At 41.4% G+C, this 17,305-nt stretch carries 11 protein-coding genes; all 11 read left to right on the top strand.

Annotation, left to right across the window (positions count from 1 at the left end; genetic code table 11):
• The first annotated feature begins 116 nt into the window (after positions 1-116).
• The 11 genes from secA to galE all read left to right on the top strand — a co-directional run bounded on the left by secA (position 117) and on the right by galE (position 17,296).
• On the top strand, positions 117-2,627 hold the full coding sequence (secA, locus tag LKW28_RS08385) for a preprotein translocase subunit SecA (protein ID WP_229139902.1): 2,511 nt from the start codon (positions 117-119) through the stop codon (positions 2,625-2,627).
• A gap of 116 nt (positions 2,628-2,743) precedes the next feature.
• Positions 2,744-3,845, top strand: a protein-coding gene (gene prfB, locus LKW28_RS08390; RefSeq protein WP_229139903.1) for a peptide chain release factor 2 whose coding sequence is annotated in 2 segments (ribosomal slippage) — positions 2,744-2,815 and positions 2,817-3,845 — 1,101 coding nt in all. Because the reading frame shifts where the segments join, the coding sequence is not laid out codon by codon here.
• A gap of 1,360 nt (positions 3,846-5,205) precedes the next feature.
• Positions 5,206-5,787, top strand: coding sequence for a methyl-accepting chemotaxis protein (locus tag LKW28_RS23230; RefSeq protein WP_420708849.1), 582 nt, complete (start codon positions 5,206-5,208; stop codon positions 5,785-5,787).
• 61 nt (positions 5,788-5,848) lie between these two features.
• The gene (mgrA, locus tag LKW28_RS08400) at positions 5,849-6,844 is read left to right on the top strand and encodes an L-glyceraldehyde 3-phosphate reductase (RefSeq protein ID WP_229139905.1); all 996 of its coding nucleotides are present in this window, start codon (positions 5,849-5,851) and stop codon (positions 6,842-6,844) included.
• A gap of 210 nt (positions 6,845-7,054) precedes the next feature.
• Positions 7,055-8,065: a LacI family DNA-binding transcriptional regulator gene (locus tag LKW28_RS08405; protein ID WP_229139906.1), complete on the top strand. Its 1,011-nt coding sequence runs from the start codon at positions 7,055-7,057 to the stop codon at positions 8,063-8,065.
• Between the two features lie 209 nt (positions 8,066-8,274).
• Positions 8,275-9,543, top strand: a complete 1,269-nt coding sequence (locus LKW28_RS08410) for an ABC transporter substrate-binding protein (RefSeq protein ID WP_229139907.1) — start codon at positions 8,275-8,277, stop codon at positions 9,541-9,543.
• Between the two features lie 71 nt (positions 9,544-9,614).
• Entirely contained in the window at positions 9,615-10,481 is an 867-nt protein-coding gene (locus tag LKW28_RS08415; RefSeq protein WP_420708839.1) for a carbohydrate ABC transporter permease, read from the top strand.
• Positions 10,481-11,314 (top strand): carbohydrate ABC transporter permease, encoded by an 834-nt coding sequence (locus tag LKW28_RS08420; protein ID WP_229139908.1) that lies wholly within the window; start codon positions 10,481-10,483, stop codon positions 11,312-11,314. Before LKW28_RS08415 ends, LKW28_RS08420 begins: the two co-directional genes overlap by 1 nt.
• 93 nt (positions 11,315-11,407) lie before the next feature.
• Positions 11,408-14,560, top strand: coding sequence for a glycoside hydrolase family 2 TIM barrel-domain containing protein (locus tag LKW28_RS08425; RefSeq protein ID WP_229139909.1), 3,153 nt, complete (start codon positions 11,408-11,410; stop codon positions 14,558-14,560).
• 348 nt (positions 14,561-14,908) lie between these two features.
• Positions 14,909-16,072: a galactokinase gene (locus LKW28_RS08430; RefSeq protein WP_229139910.1), complete on the top strand. Its 1,164-nt coding sequence runs from the start codon at positions 14,909-14,911 to the stop codon at positions 16,070-16,072.
• A gap of 234 nt (positions 16,073-16,306) precedes the next feature.
• A complete protein-coding gene (gene galE / locus LKW28_RS08435; protein WP_229139911.1) occupies positions 16,307-17,296 on the top strand; it encodes a UDP-glucose 4-epimerase GalE in 990 nt (329 codons plus the stop codon).
• Positions 17,297-17,305: the final 9 nt, after the last annotated feature.

Raw genomic sequence — 17,305 nt, forward strand, 5'->3', positions numbered from 1 at the left:
CCTTGTCCTATTTAGTGGTAAAATAGAAGATATTTCGTTAAGGTCTGATTTATATTTTTTTTGGATATCAGTCAGCCGATTGGCTGATGCGAATTTACGATAGAGGAGCGTACATAATGCTTGGAATTTTAAACAAAGTTTTTGATCCAAACAAACGCACAATCAAGCGCTTGGAAACACTCGCAGATAAAATTGATGCACTCCATCCTGAGATGGAGAAGCTTTCTGATGAAGCCCTTCGCAACAAAACCGAAGAGTTCAAGGAACGTTACCAGAAAGGTGAAAAACTTGATGATATTCTAGTTGAAGCTTTCGCTGTTGTTCGTGAAGGTGCAAAGCGTGTGTTGGGTCTGCACCCATACCGCGTGCAGCTCATGGGGGGGATTTCCCTGCATGAGGGAAATATTTCCGAGATGAAGACTGGGGAAGGTAAAACGTTAACCTCCACAATGCCTGTTTATTTAAATGCGATCACTGGTAAAGGCGTTCACGTTGTTACAGTCAACGAATACCTTGCTAGCCGTGATGCGCATGAGATGGGCCAGCTTTATGAGTTTTTAGGTCTATCGGTTGGGTTGAACTTAAACTCCATGTCTCGTGATGAAAAAATTGAAGCGTACCGCGCTGATATTACGTACGGTACGAACAATGAGTTCGGTTTCGATTATCTGCGTGATAACATGGTTCTGTATAAGGAACAAATGGTACAGCGTCCGCTTTATTTTGCTGTGATTGACGAGGTTGACTCGATTTTAATTGATGAGGCGCGTACACCGTTGATTATTTCCGGTTCCGCTCAAAAATCGACTTCACTCTATGTGCAGGCGAACGGATTTGTAACGACTCTTAAAAAAGAAGAAGACTACACCTATGATGAAAAGACAAAAGGTGTTCAGCTTACTGAAGAAGGGATTTCAAAGGCTGAGCGTGTGTTCGGTATTGAAAACCTATTTGATATTGCAAATGTAGCCTTGATTCACCATATCAACCAAGCGTTAAAAGCGAATGCAAGTATGCATCGTGATATTGACTATGTGGTGGACGAAGGGGAAATCGTGATCGTTGACCAGTTCACCGGTCGTCTGATGAAGGGGCGTCGTTATAGTGAAGGCCTTCACCAAGCGATTGAGGCGAAGGAAGGCGTTGAAATTCAAAATGAAAGTATGACACTTGCGACGATTACGTTCCAAAACTATTTCCGTATGTATGAGAAGCTTTCAGGTATGACGGGTACAGCGAAGACAGAGGAAGAGGAATTCCGCAACATTTACAATATGAATGTTGTCGTGATTCCAACGAACCGTCCGATTGCTCGTGATGACCGTCCTGATTTGATTTATAAGTCTATTGAAGGGAAGTTCCGTGCGGTTGCTGATGATATCGCAGAGCGCCATGCAAAGGGACAACCTGTCTTAGTTGGTACGGTTGCGATTGAGACGTCTGAAATCATTTCGAAGTTTTTATTGAAAAAAGGCGTAAAACATAATGTCTTGAATGCGAAAAACCATGCACGTGAGGCTGAAATTATTGAGAATGCTGGGCAAAAGGGTGCGGTTACAATCGCGACAAACATGGCCGGCCGTGGTACCGATATCAAGCTTGGCGAAGGTGTGAAGGATCTTGGCGGACTTGCCGTTATTGGTACAGAGCGCCATGAGAGCCGTCGTATTGATAATCAGCTTCGCGGACGTTCTGGTCGTCAAGGGGACCCTGGTGTGACTCAGTTCTATCTGTCGATGGAAGATGAGCTTATGCGCCGTTTCGGTTCTGACAATATGAAAAATATGATGGAGCGTCTCGGAATGGATGATTCCCAGCCAATCCAAAGTAAGATGGTCTCAAAAGCGGTTGAGTCTGCGCAAAAACGTGTTGAGGGTAATAACTTTGATGCGCGTAAACAGCTTTTACAATATGACGATGTGCTTCGTCAGCAACGTGAGGTTATTTACAAACAGCGTTATGAGGTTCTTGCTTCTGAGAATCTACGTGATGTTGTAGAAAGTATGATCAAATCTTCTCTTGACCGTGTCGTTCACGCTCAAACGCCTAAGGATGAGGTGGAGGAAGACTGGAACTACAAAGGAATCATTGATTATGTCAATGCGAATCTTTTATTTGAGGGCGACGTGACAGAGAATGACCTTCGTGGTAAAGAGCCAGAAGAAATGTCCGAGCTCATTTTTGAAAAGGTAAAAGAGCGTTACGATGAAAAAGAAGCGCAAATTGAACCAGAACAAATGCGTGAATTTGAACGCGTTGTCGTACTTCGTGCCGTTGACAGCAAGTGGATGGACCATATTGACCAAATGGATCAGCTTCGTCAAGGGATTCATTTACGTGCATACGGTCAAAATGACCCACTTCGCGAATACAATTTCGAAGGCTTTGCGATGTTCGAAAACATGGTTGCTTCGATCGAGGATGATGTTGCGAAGTTTGTAATGAAGGCGCAAATCCGCAGCAATCTTCAGCGTGAAGAAGTGGCGAAGGGGCATGCCGTTCAACCAAAAGAAGGCGGCGAAGAAAAGCCAAAGAAACGCCCTGTTCAAAAAGCAGTTAACATCGGCCGTAATGATCCTTGCTACTGTGGCAGTGGTAAAAAGTTCAAGAATTGTCATGGTCAATAATAATTGTTGAAAAGGTGAGAGCCAAGCTACTCACCTTTTCTTTCGAAAAAAACGGGACTAATCCCCCGAAAATGAGTAAGATATAAAAGAAGAATTTACATCTTGGAGGAAATTTTATGGAATTAGTAGATATTAAGCATGAACTCGACAAAATGGCTAAGAAATTAGCGGGCTTCAGGGGGTCTCTTTGACTTAGAGGCCAAACAAGCGCGCATCACCGAGCTTGATGAAATGATGTCAATGCCTGACTTCTGGAATGACCAGAATGCCGCGCAAACGGTGATCAACGAAGCAAATGCATTAAAGGACCTGGTAGTTGAATTTACAAACCTAAATGATTCTTATGAAAATTTAGAGCTTACTTATCAACTTGTGAAGGAAGAGCCAGATGCCGATTTACAAGCAGAGCTAGATGAGGAAATTCAGGAATTGTCGAAGAGCGTAAGTGATTTTGAGTTGCAGCTTCTTTTAAGCGAGCCTTATGATAAAAATAATGCGATCCTAGAGCTCCACCCAGGTGCTGGTGGAACAGAGTCACAGGACTGGGGTTCCTTACTACTTCGCATGTACACGCGTTGGGCCGAGAAAAAGGGATTCAAGGTAGAAACATTGGACTATCTTCCTGGAGATGAAGCCGGGATTAAGAGTGTGACCCTTTTAATCAAAGGCCACAATGCCTACGGCTATTTGAAGGCTGAAAAAGGAGTACACCGTTTGGTTAGGATTTCACCGTTTGACTCATCAGGTCGCCGTCACACTTCATTCGTGTCTTGTGAGGTTATGCCAGAGTTTACCGATGACATCGAAATTGACATTCGAAACGAAGATTTGAAAATCGATACGTACCGTGCAAGTGGGGCAGGCGGTCAGCACATCAATACCACTGACTCAGCTGTTCGTATTACGCACATCCCAACCAATACAGTCGTAACGTGTCAAAATGAACGTTCACAAATCAAAAACCGCGAACAAGCCATGAAAATGTTGAAGTCGAAGTTGTACCAGCTTGAGATTGAAAAACAACAAGCTGAATTGGACGAAATCCGCGGCGAACAAAAAGAAATCGGCTGGGGCAGCCAAATTCGCTCCTACGTCTTCCACCCGTACTCCATGGTCAAAGACCACCGGACAAATGCGGAGGTTGGTAACACCGGAAGCGTCATGGACGGCGATATTGACATATTTATTGATGCATATTTGAGATCGAAATTGAATTAACTTTTTTGGGAGGTGCAGCCGTGGGGCTGCCCCTTTTTAATTGGCAAAACATGCTATCAGCCGAAAAAAGTGGCTAACAGCCATAAATAAAAATTATTGGCCATAAAGTAGTAGCTATCAGCCGTAAATTTTATTTATTAGCCATAACACTAGAATGGCAGAATTAAGTGCGACTGATAGATACAAATTCTAATAGAACTAGAAAAAAATAAACGGAGGTTTTCCGATTAAACAAATAAAAACGACCCACTTTCACGTTTTTCGAGTCAATAACCGGAATCTCTCCGTCTATATAAGCTATTATCAGTGCCATTTCATAAATAAGGGAAATTTCTCCGTCTGTCAGCTTCAATTTTTATGCGATTAAGATTATAAACATATCTATATTCAATTCTATGAAAAAACTGTAAAATAGAGGTAGATATCAAAATTGGGGGACTACCTTATGAATGAAAAGATTTTATCCATTGAAGAGCTAAAACGAGAGGATCTTATTCGAAAAAACAAATTGGTCGGTCTTGTTTCACTTATTTCTGTCATTTTGGCCATTGTTGTTGAGGCTTCAATTGGGCAGCCGCTTCAAATGATTCTAACGATCGGAATTGGCGGGGTGATTTTCCTATCAATCCTGCACTTATTAATTGCTAGGAATCTATTTTTAAACCAGACCCCCTATTTTTCAGTGATCGGGATTTCGGTGGTTCTGTTTGTCATTATGTCTAGCTCGCAATCTGCGCCAATTGTCCTTTTACCGTTATATTTATTGACAACGGTTGCAATCTACAATATGCGGAAAACACTATTCTTTGGTGTCGCTTGCGCCGTCTTGATAACTGTTCTGTTTTTCCTGACAAAGGGATCGGAGTTTGGCTATACCCCGAAGGAGCTTATCATTTATTATTTAATTTTTACGGTTATTATTGCGACCCTATTTTTCCAGAGCATTGTAACTGGAAGGCTGACTCAGGATATTCAGGCAACGCATATGCATACCGAGCAGCTGCTGGAAATGAGAAAGCAACATGCAGCCCAGCTTGAGGGAAGCTCACAAACGATCAGCGAAAACATTACAAACATCCGCCGCCAAGGGGAGGAGCAAATGCATTCCTTTAACGAAATGACCATTGCGGTTTCTGAAATCTCGTCGGGAATGAATACACAAAACGAATCAGCGTCAACGATTACCGAATCGATTGAGAATCTGAACCGGGTCGTTCAGGAGCTTGTAAAAGGGTCAAACCACCTGAGCATCCAGACGGAAAATACGAATCAGGCAGCTGACAATGGAAATGAAACGATTGACCTGTTACTCACAAAAATCACGGACTTCCATGAATCCGTAGATTCGATGTCTGAAACAATGAATCTGCTTGTTGAAAAAATAAACGAGACAAATAGATTTACGGATCGTATTCAGGAAATCGCATCACAGACAAATCTACTTGCACTAAACGCCTCAATCGAAGCGGCCCGTGCAGGTGATAGTGGAAAAGGTTTTGCTGTTGTTGCGGCTGAAATTCGGAAGCTTTCTGAGGTAACATCGAACACAGCAAATCTCATCGCGGAAAATTTAAAAGAAGTAAACGAAAGCACCACCTTAACACAAAAACAAATGGCGGAAAACGCTGAAAAGATGGACGAAAGTGTTAAGCTTACGAAGGACACAAAGGGTGTGTTTACCGTAATCGATGACACCGTTTCCGAGCTAAATGAGGCTGTGAAGCATTTCGAAAAAATAACAAATGAAATCGGGAAATCAACGGTTTCCATCGAAACCTCTGTCAGTGAATTCGCGACCATCATTGAGGAAACAACAGCATCACTTGAAGAAATCACAGCATCCATCGAAAACCAAAACGGCCAAATGCAGCACCTTGTCTCCTACGTCCAAAACACAGACGACGCCACCGCTGAACTGATGGAGATTTTTAAAGAAAAATAGGGACCAGTCCCTCTGAACAAAAGACAATGGGCATCTATCCAAATAAAGGAGCGAAATACATATGGTCTACCAAGCTAGTGAAAGTCGTTATAGTGAAATGAAGTATAATCGCGTTGGAAAGTCCGGATTGCAGCTACCTGCGATTTCCTTAGGATTGTGGCATAATTTCGGAGGTGTAGACTCGTTTGAAAATGGACGAGCTATATTAAGAAGGGCCTTTGACCTTGGAGTTACCCATTTTGATTTGGCGAACAATTATGGTCCGCCACCAGGCAGTGCTGAAGAAATGTTTGGAAAAATGTTGAAAGCTGATTTTGCACCATATCGTGATGAAATAGTGATTTCCACGAAGGCGGGCTATCATATGTGGGAAGGTCCGTATGGAGATTGGGGCTCAAGAAAGTATTTGATTTCAAGCCTTGATCAAAGCTTAAAGCGATTGGGCCTTGAGTATGTGGACATTTTTTATTCTCATCGTCCAGACCCGAACACTCCGCTTGAGGAAACAATGGGCGCCCTTGATCATATCGTAAGACAAGGAAAAGCATTGTATGTTGGAATTTCCAATTACAGTCCGACTCAAACGCTGGAAGCGGTTCGTATTTTAAGAGAGCTAGGTACACCTCTTCTTATTCATCAGCCAAGATATTCGATGTTTGACCGATGGATTGAGGACGGATTGCAGGATGTGTTAACTGAAAATGGCGTGGGTTCGATCGTTTTTTCTCCGATGGCGCAAGGCTTGTTAACAAATAAATATCTTGGAGGCATTCCGAATGATTCAAGGGCTGCCAAGCAAAATACATTTCTTCAAAAAGATCAAATTACAGAGGATGTTTTACATAAAATCCAAAGTCTGAATGAACTTGCATCCGAAAGAGGACAAAGTCTAGCGCAAATGGCGTTAGCCTGGGTTCTGCGCAAAGGGCGTGTCACATCTGCCTTGGTTGGGGCGAGCAAAGTGAGCCAGGTCGAGGATAGTGTAGCCGCTATAAATAATCTCGAATTCACCGAAGAAGAATTAGCAAAAATTGAGGATATTCTAACCCAAAACTAGTCATACTAGTAGTGCGCATAATAGAAGGGGAGTAACCTATACTTTAGGTTGCTCCTCTTTTATTTGAGGTCTTTGCACTTTAACTTAAAATCTTGGGACATTGCCCCCGCTGTCTCAGTAAAAAATAAAAATGTTTACTAAAAATGTTTACTTTACTCCAATTTCTGTATACTATATAAGTATAGGAATTACGGAAGGGATGAGAATAATATGGCCACGATTCGTGATATCGCGCAAAAATCTGGCTTTTCAATTGCGACGGTTTCCAGGGTTCTAAATAATGATCTGAATTTATCTGTAAGTGACGAAACAAGGGATAAAATTAAAGCGGTTGCGGATGGATTGGGATATAAAAAGAAACAAGGAACGACCCAGCTTAACAATATCGCCTTCCTATACTGGATATCCAACGAAGAAGAACTTGAGGATGTTTTTTTTAAGGGGATTCGGACGGAGCTTGAAAAGCAAGCAAAGGAACGGAAAATTGAACTGATTCGTTATAACAAAGATGAAGGTATTGAAAAAGTTGAGAAGAATACGACCGCATTCATTGCAATTGGAAAATTAACCGATAAAGAAATCAAATACTTAGAGGAAATTACACCTCATGGCGTGTTTTTAAATACAAGCAGAGACCCTCAAAATCTGGATTCGGTCCTGCCGGATTTGAAGCTAATGACAGAATACATGATTCAGTTTTTTGAAAATCTAGGCTATGACCGTATCGGGTTTATTGGTGCTGATGATTATGACATTGAAACAAATGAACCGATTCCGCAATTAAGGGAGATTACGTTTAGAAACTATCAACGGGAACGAAATAAATTAAGAGAAGAAGATATCTTGATTGTACCTTCAAGTACCGTAAAGAATGGCTTCAAGGCAGCGATGAAAGCGATTCAGGAAATGGGAGATGACCTTCCGGGAGCATTTGTCGTGGCGACAGATCCGCTTGCGATCGGGGCCCTTCAAGCATTTAATGAGATGCAAATTCCAATACCGCAAAGGGTCGCATTCTTTAGTATCAATAATATCAGTGTAACGAAATATGTTTCCCCGCCATTAACAACCTTCCATATTGATATTCCTACCATGTGTGAAACTGGTCTGGATCTAGTCGAGGAAAGGTTAACAAAAAATAGAACAACTGCGAAAACCGTATATATTCAGGGAAAACCCATTTTTCGAAAAAGCACACCATCAATTGAAGAAAAAAAGTGAGCCAGCTGGCTCATTTTTTTTGTCTTCAAAATGCGTTTTTATGGAGAAAGTAATAAGGGTGTTGTTAAGGAATGGGAAAAATGGTAAACAAAAGGGTAATAATCAAATATATGTTTAGTAAAATAACTCAAATTAAACGTTTACATGTTTAGTTAAAAGTGCTATGATTTTATCAGTAAACAAATTACTAAAAAGGGGAAGGTGTTTTTATGAAAAACAAATTCGGCTTGTTTATGTCAGGAGTTGTATTTACTGGTTTACTTACTGCTTGCGGAAGTTCGGGTGGCGGTCAAGGTGGCGCAGCTGATGATGTTGTTACAATCTGGGCAAATAATATTAACGTTCCAGTCTTAGAAAAGGCTGCGGAAATTTATAAAAAGGATCATCCAGATTTTAAAGTGGAAATTGTTGAAACTGGTGGTCAGGATATTAAAAGTAAAACAACCACAGGATTGCAGGCTGGCGGTAAAGGCCTCCCGGATGGAATGCTTCAAACAGATGATGAACTACAAGGGAAATTAGAAGCGTTCCCAGGGGCGTTTGCAAACTTAAGTGAACTCGGGTTTGATGAGTTTAAGAATGATTTCCCGGATTTTAAATTAGAGGCTGTTTCAAAAAATGGAAATATCTACGCAATGCCATTTGATACTGGCCCAGCGGCTGTATTTTATCGTACAGATATCTTCGAAGAAGCTGGAGTAAATCCGGACGACATCAAAACATGGGATGACTATGTTGAAGCTGGCGGAAAAGTTAAAGAGGCAACAGGTAAAGCAATGCTAAGCTTTGACCAAGCAGATGCGAACCAATACACAATCATGTTAAACCAGCAAGGTGAAGGCTATTATGATGAGAATAATAACTTGACTGTTGGCAGTGAGGCTTCTGTTACTGCACTTGAAGTGTTGAAAGGTTTGCATGACAAGGATGCTCTTCTCGGTGTTACGGGTTGGGATGCATGGGTAACGTCAATAGCAAACTCAGAGACTGCATCTGTTATTGCAGGTGGTTGGCTAGTTGGAACAATTGAACAACAAGCACTTGAGACAGAAGGTAAGTGGGGCTTAATGCCGTTACCAGCACATGAGGAAGGCGGATCACGTTCATCTGTTCAAGGTGGTAGCTCATTTGTGATTCCTTCAACTGGTAATCAGGTGGAAGAAACATATGACTTCTTATCATGGTTTACAACAAGTGTTGAGGCACAAGAACTTGCAATGGAAGGCGGATTATTCCCTACCTATGCACCTGTTTTCGAATCAGAAATGTTTGATGCAGAAGAGCCATTCTTCGGAAATCAAAAAATCTGGCGTTTCTTAGCTGACGAAATGGACAAGATTCCAACGATTATCTATACAAAAAATGACCCAATCGCTCGTGATGAAATTGTAAAAGCGCAAGGTGAAGCGTTGAATGGAAAAAGCGCGGACGAAGCGATGAAACAGGCTAAGAAAAATATTGAAAATCGTATGAAATAAGTAATCTACCAAATCGAGGTAATGAAGGACATCTTTCATTACCTCTCCCATGATTAAGGGGGTTTGACAACATGATGAATCAAATAAACAGAACAAAATGGACACCGTATTTATTTTTAGCCCCAGCGCTCATTTTATTTCTTATATTCACGGTATACCCGATCATTTCTTCATTTATTTTAAGCTTTCAAACATCTGAGGGTGGAGTATACGTATTTACTGGACTTGATAACTATATTCGATTATTCAAAGATACAACATTCCATCAAGCCCTATTCAATACATTTATCATCTTCATTGTTCAAGTACCAATTATGATATTTTTCGCGCTCATACTAGCAGCGTTATTAAATAGTAAGCTATTGAAATTTAAGGGATTTTTCCGTACAGGATTCTTTTTGCCAGCTGTAACGTCATTGGTTGCATATTCTATTTTGTTCTCAATCATTTTGATGGACAAAGGTATCTTCAATCAATTTTTATCACTGATTGGAATTGACGCTATTCCTTGGTTAAATGATCCATTTTGGGCGAAGGTTTCGATTATTATTGCGATGACATGGAGATGGACAGGTTATAACATGGTCATCTATCTTGCAGCAATGCAGAATATTTCAGAGGAAACGTATGAAGCTGCTTCCATGGATGGTGCAGGAAAGGTTCGACAATTCTTCTCGATTACAGTTCCACAGTTGAAGCCGATTATTTTGTTCACTTCAATTATATCGACAATCGCAACTTTACAGCTATTTGATGAACCGTTTAACCTAACAAAAGGTGGACCTGGAGATTCAACAACAACACTAGGATTAATGATTTATAAAAATGGATTCCAATACTATGACTTTAGCTATGCTTCTGCCATTGCCTATGTAGTGGTCGTCATCGTTGCAGTCCTATCACTCATTCAGTCTAAAGTAACGGGAGATGGTAAATAATGCTGGAAAATAAGACATCAAGATTTTCGAGAAAAGCAGGTCTTTATCTTCTCCTGCTGATTGGTATCGTGATTTCAATCTTCCCATTTTATTGGATGCTAGTTGGTGCAACAAATCATACAAGTAAAATGTTCTCAAATCCTCCGACATTATGGTTTGGAGATCAATTTTTAACGAACTTTACAAACTTAAATAATAGCATCAATATTTGGCGGGTATTGTTTAATTCCGTGTTTGTTTCAGGTGTTTATGTGATATTGGCACTGATGGTATCAACGATGGCTGCATATGCACTAGCGAAATTTCATTTTAAAGGGAATAAATTTATTTTTACAACGTTTCTATTATCGATGATGATTCCGTATCAAGCCCTTCTGATTCCTCAGTTTCGGATGATGGCTGATTACGGATTACTAAATACGTATATTGCGCTTATTTTACCAACCGTTTGTACACCTTTTGCCATCTTTTTAATGAGGCAAAACTTTATGGCGTTTCCAACAGAATTAATTGAAGCGGCCCGCATGGATGGAGCGGGAGAAATGAAAATCTTCTTCCAGATTGTCATCCCGTCTATGAAACCGGCACTTGCTGCAACTTCGATCTTCTTATTCCTGTCACAGTGGAATAACTTTCTGTGGCCATTGGTTGTAACGACAACAACGGATATGTATACATTCCCAGTTGCGTTATCAAGTCTAAAAGGTGTTTCAATCATCGACTATGGTCAAATCAATGTCGGAATTTTAATCGCAACTATTCCAATTATCATTTTCTTCCTTGCCCTACAAAAGCATTTCATCCAGGGAATGCTGGGAAGCGCGATAAAATAATGGGTCAAGGGGGCAGGTTCACTGTCCTACTTCACTAAAATACTGGGACGAGGGACAGCTCCCTTGTCCCAAAATTAACTTTTGGAGGTCAGTATGCTACAACTTAAAGATTACGAGAACCAGAATGTACTTCAAAAGAATCGAATAAAAGATCGTTCTTATTTTATGTCTTATCATAATATGGGGGATGCGCTTAGCTTTGATAGAGGCCGTGCACATGGATTTTTATTATTGAATGGTATGTGGAAATTTCATTACGCCGAAACACCAGAACATGCTCCAGCTTCTTTTTATGATAAAAACTATGATACTAGCAATTGGGATGATTTGCAGGTTCCTTCAAGCTGGCAGCTGCATGGGTATGGAAATCCGCATTATACAAATGTTCAATATCCATTTCCGGTCGATCCTCCCTTTGTTCCAACTGAAAATCCAACAGGCTCCTATCGTCGCGATTTTTATGTGACAGATGAAATGCTTAAAGGCCTTGTTTTTCTTCGATTTGAAGGGGTCGATAGTGCATTTCATGTATGGATCAATGGTCAGTTTGTCGGCTACAGCCAAGGAAGTCGGATGGCTTCTGAATTCGATGTAACAGAGTTTGTCGAGGAAGGAAATAACACGATTGCAGTAAGAGTCTATCAATGGTCAGATGGAAGCTATATTGAAGATCAGGACATGTGGTGGTTAAGCGGGATTTTCAGAGATGTGTATTTACTAGCAAAACCAAAGGTCTATACTCATGACTTCTTTGTGAAAACAAATTTGGATGAAGCCTATCAGGATGCAGAGCTTCAGCTTGAATCCTTGATCCATTCACATATTGGAAGTGTCAAAGAGTACAAGTTAGAGCTTCAGCTTTTTGATGAAAACTACAAAGAGATTGAAGAAGCGAAACGGGAAGTAGCATTGCTGTTAGGTGGGGCTGCTGAAACAAAATTGGATACTAGTATTCTAGTAAAAAATCCTTTAAAATGGAACGCCGAAACTCCGAATTTATATACCTTTGTTATGACGTTAAAAGACAACGAAGGCAATATCGTGGAGGTCATTCCGTGTAAGGTTGGCTTTAGACAGGTGGAACTAAAGGATGGCTTAATTCAGGTGAATGGAGTACCGGTTCTTTTTAAAGGGGTCAACCGCCACGACCATCATCCTGACCTGGGACGTGCTGTTCCGCTTGACTGGATGATTAAAGATATCAAACTGATGAAGCAGCATAATATCAATGCGGTACGTTCAGCGCATTATCCGAACGACCCAAGATTTTACGATTTATGTGATGAATATGGATTATATGTTATTAATGAGGCGGATTTAGAATGTCACGGATTTGATCGAATCGGGAAACCGCATCAATTAAGTCAGGACCCAGAGTGGAAGGATGCCTACCTTGACCGAATTAAGCGAATGGTTGAACGTGATAAAAACCATCCATCAATTCTGATTTGGTCGCTAGGAAATGAATCAGGTTTTGGCGAAAACCATATTGCGATGGCGGAGTGGACAAAGCAAAAGGATCCAACACGACTTGTTCATTATGAAGGGGAAACCCGTTTCATCATGACTCAGGAAAAGAATAACCCGACACGTCTGCATGAAGCGGCTGACATGTTCTCAACCATGTATACTCCTCATGCGATTATGGAGCAATTAGGCAGCAGAACTGATTTAGCTCAGCCACATATTTTATGTGAATATGCACATGCCATGGGGAATGGACCTGGTGGATTCAAAGAGTATTTTGACTTATTTTATAAGTATGAACGCCTTCAAGGTGGATTCGTTTGGGAATGGCTAGACCACGGAATTCGTCAATACACAGAAGATGGCGAGGAGTATTTTGCATATGGCGGTGATTTCGGGGAAACCCCGCATGACGGCACATTTGTTATTGATGGACTTGTCATGCCAGATCGCACTCCATCTCCAGCACTATTAGAGTATAAAAAGGTGATTGAACCTGTGAGAGTCGAAGCGGTTGATCTAAACGCGGGTACCGTCAGCATTCACAATCTGTACAATTTTAGTACATTGAATCACCTCGGTCTTTCCTGGACCTTAGTTGCAGATGGAAAAGTATTAGGTAGTGGAGTGGTAGAAATGCCTGATATTTATCCAGGTGAGTCGGGTGAAATCTCAATTCCATTTACATTGCCGAGCTTAATTAAAGCAAATACTGATTACTGGCTAAACGTTCAATTTAATCAAACGACAGAAACGAAATGGGCGAATGCAGGGCATGAAGTGGCATGGGCTCAATTTGAGTTGCCTGTTCGTGAAAGTGTGGAAGCAAAGGATAATCATGTGTATCGTCCTTTAGTTGTTAATGAAACAGACCTTCAGCTTGAAGTAAGCGGAGAGAATTTCGCGTATAGCTTCAATAAAATATACGGAGTCCTTGAGTCGTGGAAGCACCAGGGAATTGAATTAGTAGATCAAGGTCCGAAGATCAACATCTGGCGAGCACCAACTGATAATGACAAGCTAGGCTTAGAGGAATTTAGTGTGAAAAAGGAAGAACCAGAGTGGAGAAAATTCGGTTTGCATCACATGCAAACTCGTGTCCAAGCTGTTGAACATGAAGTATCGCCAACAAACGATCAAGTAAAGGTTTACGTGAGATCTCGAACAGCTCCTCCTGTCCATGCATGGGGCTATGATAACACAATGACGTACACTATCACGAAAAACGGGGCAATGACGATTGCTGTGGACGGAATAAAACAAGGCGAGGCTTCAGCTACATTACCTAAGATCGGACTTCAAATGAAATTAAAACCTCAGCTGGATCAAGTCGATTGGTATGGCAGAGGGCCAGGCGAGTCTTACTCCGACAGCAAGCTAGCGAATCGCGTTGGGAATTGGTCTAAGACAGTAGATGAGCTCCAAACTTCATATGTCGTTCCTCAGGATAATGGAAATCGACATGAAGTGAGATGGGCATCGCTAACAGACCTTTCAGGTGTTGGTTTATTAGTTGCAGGACAGCCTAGCTTTGATTTTAGTGCAAGCTATTATTCAACTGAGACGCTTGAAAAAGCGAACCATACCTATGATTTAGTGAAGGATGATGTGATCACCTTTAACATTGATCACAAGCAGCAAGGCTTAGGATCCGCAAGCTGTGGACCAGGCGTTCTCGAACAATACCAATTAAAAAATGAGGACTTCCATTTCACAGTCAGCTTCCGTGCCTTTTCAAAAAGAGAGTACTCACCAATTGAGTTAAGTAAAATGATGTAAGCAGTGGCGCCTGCCATCATGGGATTTCATTCCTGTGGTGGTGGGCATTTTTTTGTATTTGGACAGAAGGATTGGCGTGCGGGGATTAAGTTGCGGAATACGGCTGTGATTCGGACAAGCTAAGTATAAAAGTTGATAGTTCTGTCTGAATGGAACCCTGATTGGGACAAGTTCTCAAAGAAAATCGCAAAACGAGTCCGACTGCGAAACCCCACTCTCAAAAGTAATTAGAATCTATCGTAAACCTCCGTGAGTAAAGTTTTAGTAAAGTTTAACTAAAAATCATTGACCTCTTTAACAAAGCGATCTACAATGAAAGTAGAAACCAAAGTATTGGAGGCAATCAACATGGATCTTAAACAACTTTCAGATAAATTCACAGCAATTTTTAACGAAAACGATTACAGAAGCTTCTTCGCGCCAGGGCGCATCAACCTCATCGGTGAGCATACCGACTATAACGGCGGCCATGTATTCCCGGCATCCATCACAAAAGGAACCTATGCGCTAGCAAGAAAACGCCAAGACGACAAAATCAGAATGTACTCAGTGAATTTTGAAAACCTTGGTGTGATTGAGTTTGACCTTAACAACCTAGATTACAACAAAGCTCATGACTGGGCGAATTATCCGAAGGGGATGCTTCGTTACTTGCGTGAAAATGGGTACGACATCCCGACTGGTGTAGATGTGCTCTTTTACGGAAATATCCCAAATGGAGCTGGGCTTTCTTCATCGGCATCCATCGAGCTCGTATCAGGTGTGCTGTTTGAAAAACTATTCGATCTTGAAATTGACCGCGTCGAGCTTGTAAAAATCGGCCAACTTGTAGAGAATAAGTTCATTGGAGTCAACAGTGGCATCATGGACCAATTTGCAATCGGAATGGGTAAAAAGAATGCAGGAATTTTACTAGATTGTGATACATTAAAGTATGAATATGCGCCAATCGAGTTAGATGAGCATCTCATTTTAATCATGAACACGAATAAGCGCCGTGAGCTAGCGGATTCCAAGTACAATGAGCGCCGCAGTGAATGCGAACAGGCCCTTGCCCAGCTTCAAAAAGAACTCAACGTTCAAGCGCTTGGAAACATTACGAGCGAACAATTCGAAGAACACAAGCATTTAATCCAAAATGAGACACTAATAAAACGTGCGAAACATGCTGTAGATGAAAATGAACGAACTTTAGAGGCGTTAAAAGCTCTTAAAGCTGGCAATTTAACGGAATTTGGGCGCTTACTCAATGCATCTCACACATCATTAAGAGATGATTATGAAGTAACCGGCAAAGAGCTTGATACGTTAGCAGAAGCAGCATGGGCACAGGATGGCGTGCTTGGTGCGCGCATGACTGGTGCCGGATTCGGCGGCTGTGCGATTGCACTTGTTGAAAAAGACAAAGCACAACAAATCATCGAAAACATTGGAAAAATCTACGAAGAAACCATTGGCTACCCGGCTTCTTTCTATGAGGTAAGTATCGGTGATGGCGCGAAGGAACTATAAACGGGACGTAGTGACAGGTTGAGACCGCTGGTTAAGTGGTCCAACACTAATAATCTTAGAATTGCGCTTTATTTTTGATAATTGCGCGATAGTTCTAAGGAAATGCGCTTTATTTTTGATAATTGCGCGTTAGTTCTAAGGAATTGCGCTTTATTCTTAATAATTGCGTTTTGTTACCTGAAATTGCATTTTTGAGGGGCCAGTACCCCAACCAAACAAAAGGAGCGAATCAATATGAGTATTTTAGTTTTAGGCGGAGCGGGTTATATCGGTTCACATGCGGTGTATCAATTAATTGACGCAAACGAGGATGTTGTCGTTGTTGATAATCTTCAAACTGGACACAAAGATGCGGTTCACCCAAAGGCAAAGTTTTACCAAGGCGATATCCGCGACAGTAAGTTTTTACAATCTGTTTTTGAAAAAGAAAGCATAGATGCAGTGATCCATTTCGCAGCGAATTCACTTGTCGGTGAATCAATGGTGGACCCGTTAAAATACTATGACAACAATGTGTACGGAACACAGATTGTACTTGAAACGATGAAAAACAATAATGTAAAATACATTGTTTTCTCATCAACAGCAGCAACCTATGGCGAGCCAAAGCAGGTGCCAATCACAGAAGACATGCCAACTGTACCGACAAACACGTACGGTGAAACAAAACTAGCGATGGAAAAAATGATGAAATGGTCTGAAATCGCGCATGATATCAAGTTTGTGTCACTGCGTTATTTTAACGTAGCTGGGGCACGCGCAACTGGTGAAATCGGGGAGGACCATGATCCGGAAACACATCTTATCCCGGTTATTTTACAAGCGGCATTAGGAACTAGAGAGTTTATCACAATCTTTGGTGAGGATTACGACACTCCAGATGGCACTTGCATCCGTGACTACATCCATGTCGAGGACCTCATTAACGCACATATTTTAGCGTTGAAATATCTGCAAAATGGGGGCGAAAGTAACTATTTTAACCTTGGAAGCAACAGCGGCTTCTCTGTGAAGGAAATGGTTGAGGCTGCAAAAGAAGTTACAAAGCGAGACATTCCTGTAAAATTAGGCGACCGCCGTGCAGGCGACCCGAGCATTCTTATCGCCTCATCTGGAAAAGCGAAGAAAGTACTGGGGTGGGAACCAAAACGTACCTCTATCAACGAAATTATCAAGGATGCGTGGAACTGGCATGTAAACCACCCAAATGGGTATGAAAGCTGAGGGATTAGC

Source organism: Bacillus sp. REN16 (assembly GCF_020731355.1).
Classification (GTDB): domain Bacteria; phylum Bacillota; class Bacilli; order Bacillales; family Bacillaceae_L; genus Ferdinandcohnia.

Excerpts from the sequence above, each read along its gene's own strand:
- mgrA (WP_229139905.1), top strand. The coding sequence starts at position 5,849 with ATGGTCTACCAAGCTAGTGAAAGTCGTTATAGTGAAATGAAGTATAAT.
- LKW28_RS08425 (WP_229139909.1), top strand. The coding sequence starts at position 11,408 with ATGCTACAACTTAAAGATTACGAGAACCAGAATGTACTTCAAAAGAAT.
- LKW28_RS23230 (WP_420708849.1), top strand. The coding sequence starts at position 5,206 with ATGAATCTGCTTGTTGAAAAAATAAACGAGACAAATAGATTTACGGAT.
- LKW28_RS08415 (WP_420708839.1), top strand. The coding sequence starts at position 9,615 with ATGATGAATCAAATAAACAGAACAAAATGGACACCGTATTTATTTTTA.
- galE (WP_229139911.1), top strand. The coding sequence starts at position 16,307 with ATGAGTATTTTAGTTTTAGGCGGAGCGGGTTATATCGGTTCACATGCG.
- LKW28_RS08405 (WP_229139906.1), top strand. The coding sequence starts at position 7,055 with ATGGCCACGATTCGTGATATCGCGCAAAAATCTGGCTTTTCAATTGCG.
- secA (WP_229139902.1), top strand. The coding sequence starts at position 117 with ATGCTTGGAATTTTAAACAAAGTTTTTGATCCAAACAAACGCACAATC.
- LKW28_RS08430 (WP_229139910.1), top strand. The coding sequence starts at position 14,909 with ATGGATCTTAAACAACTTTCAGATAAATTCACAGCAATTTTTAACGAA.
- LKW28_RS08420 (WP_229139908.1), top strand. The coding sequence starts at position 10,481 with ATGCTGGAAAATAAGACATCAAGATTTTCGAGAAAAGCAGGTCTTTAT.
- LKW28_RS08410 (WP_229139907.1), top strand. The coding sequence starts at position 8,275 with ATGAAAAACAAATTCGGCTTGTTTATGTCAGGAGTTGTATTTACTGGT.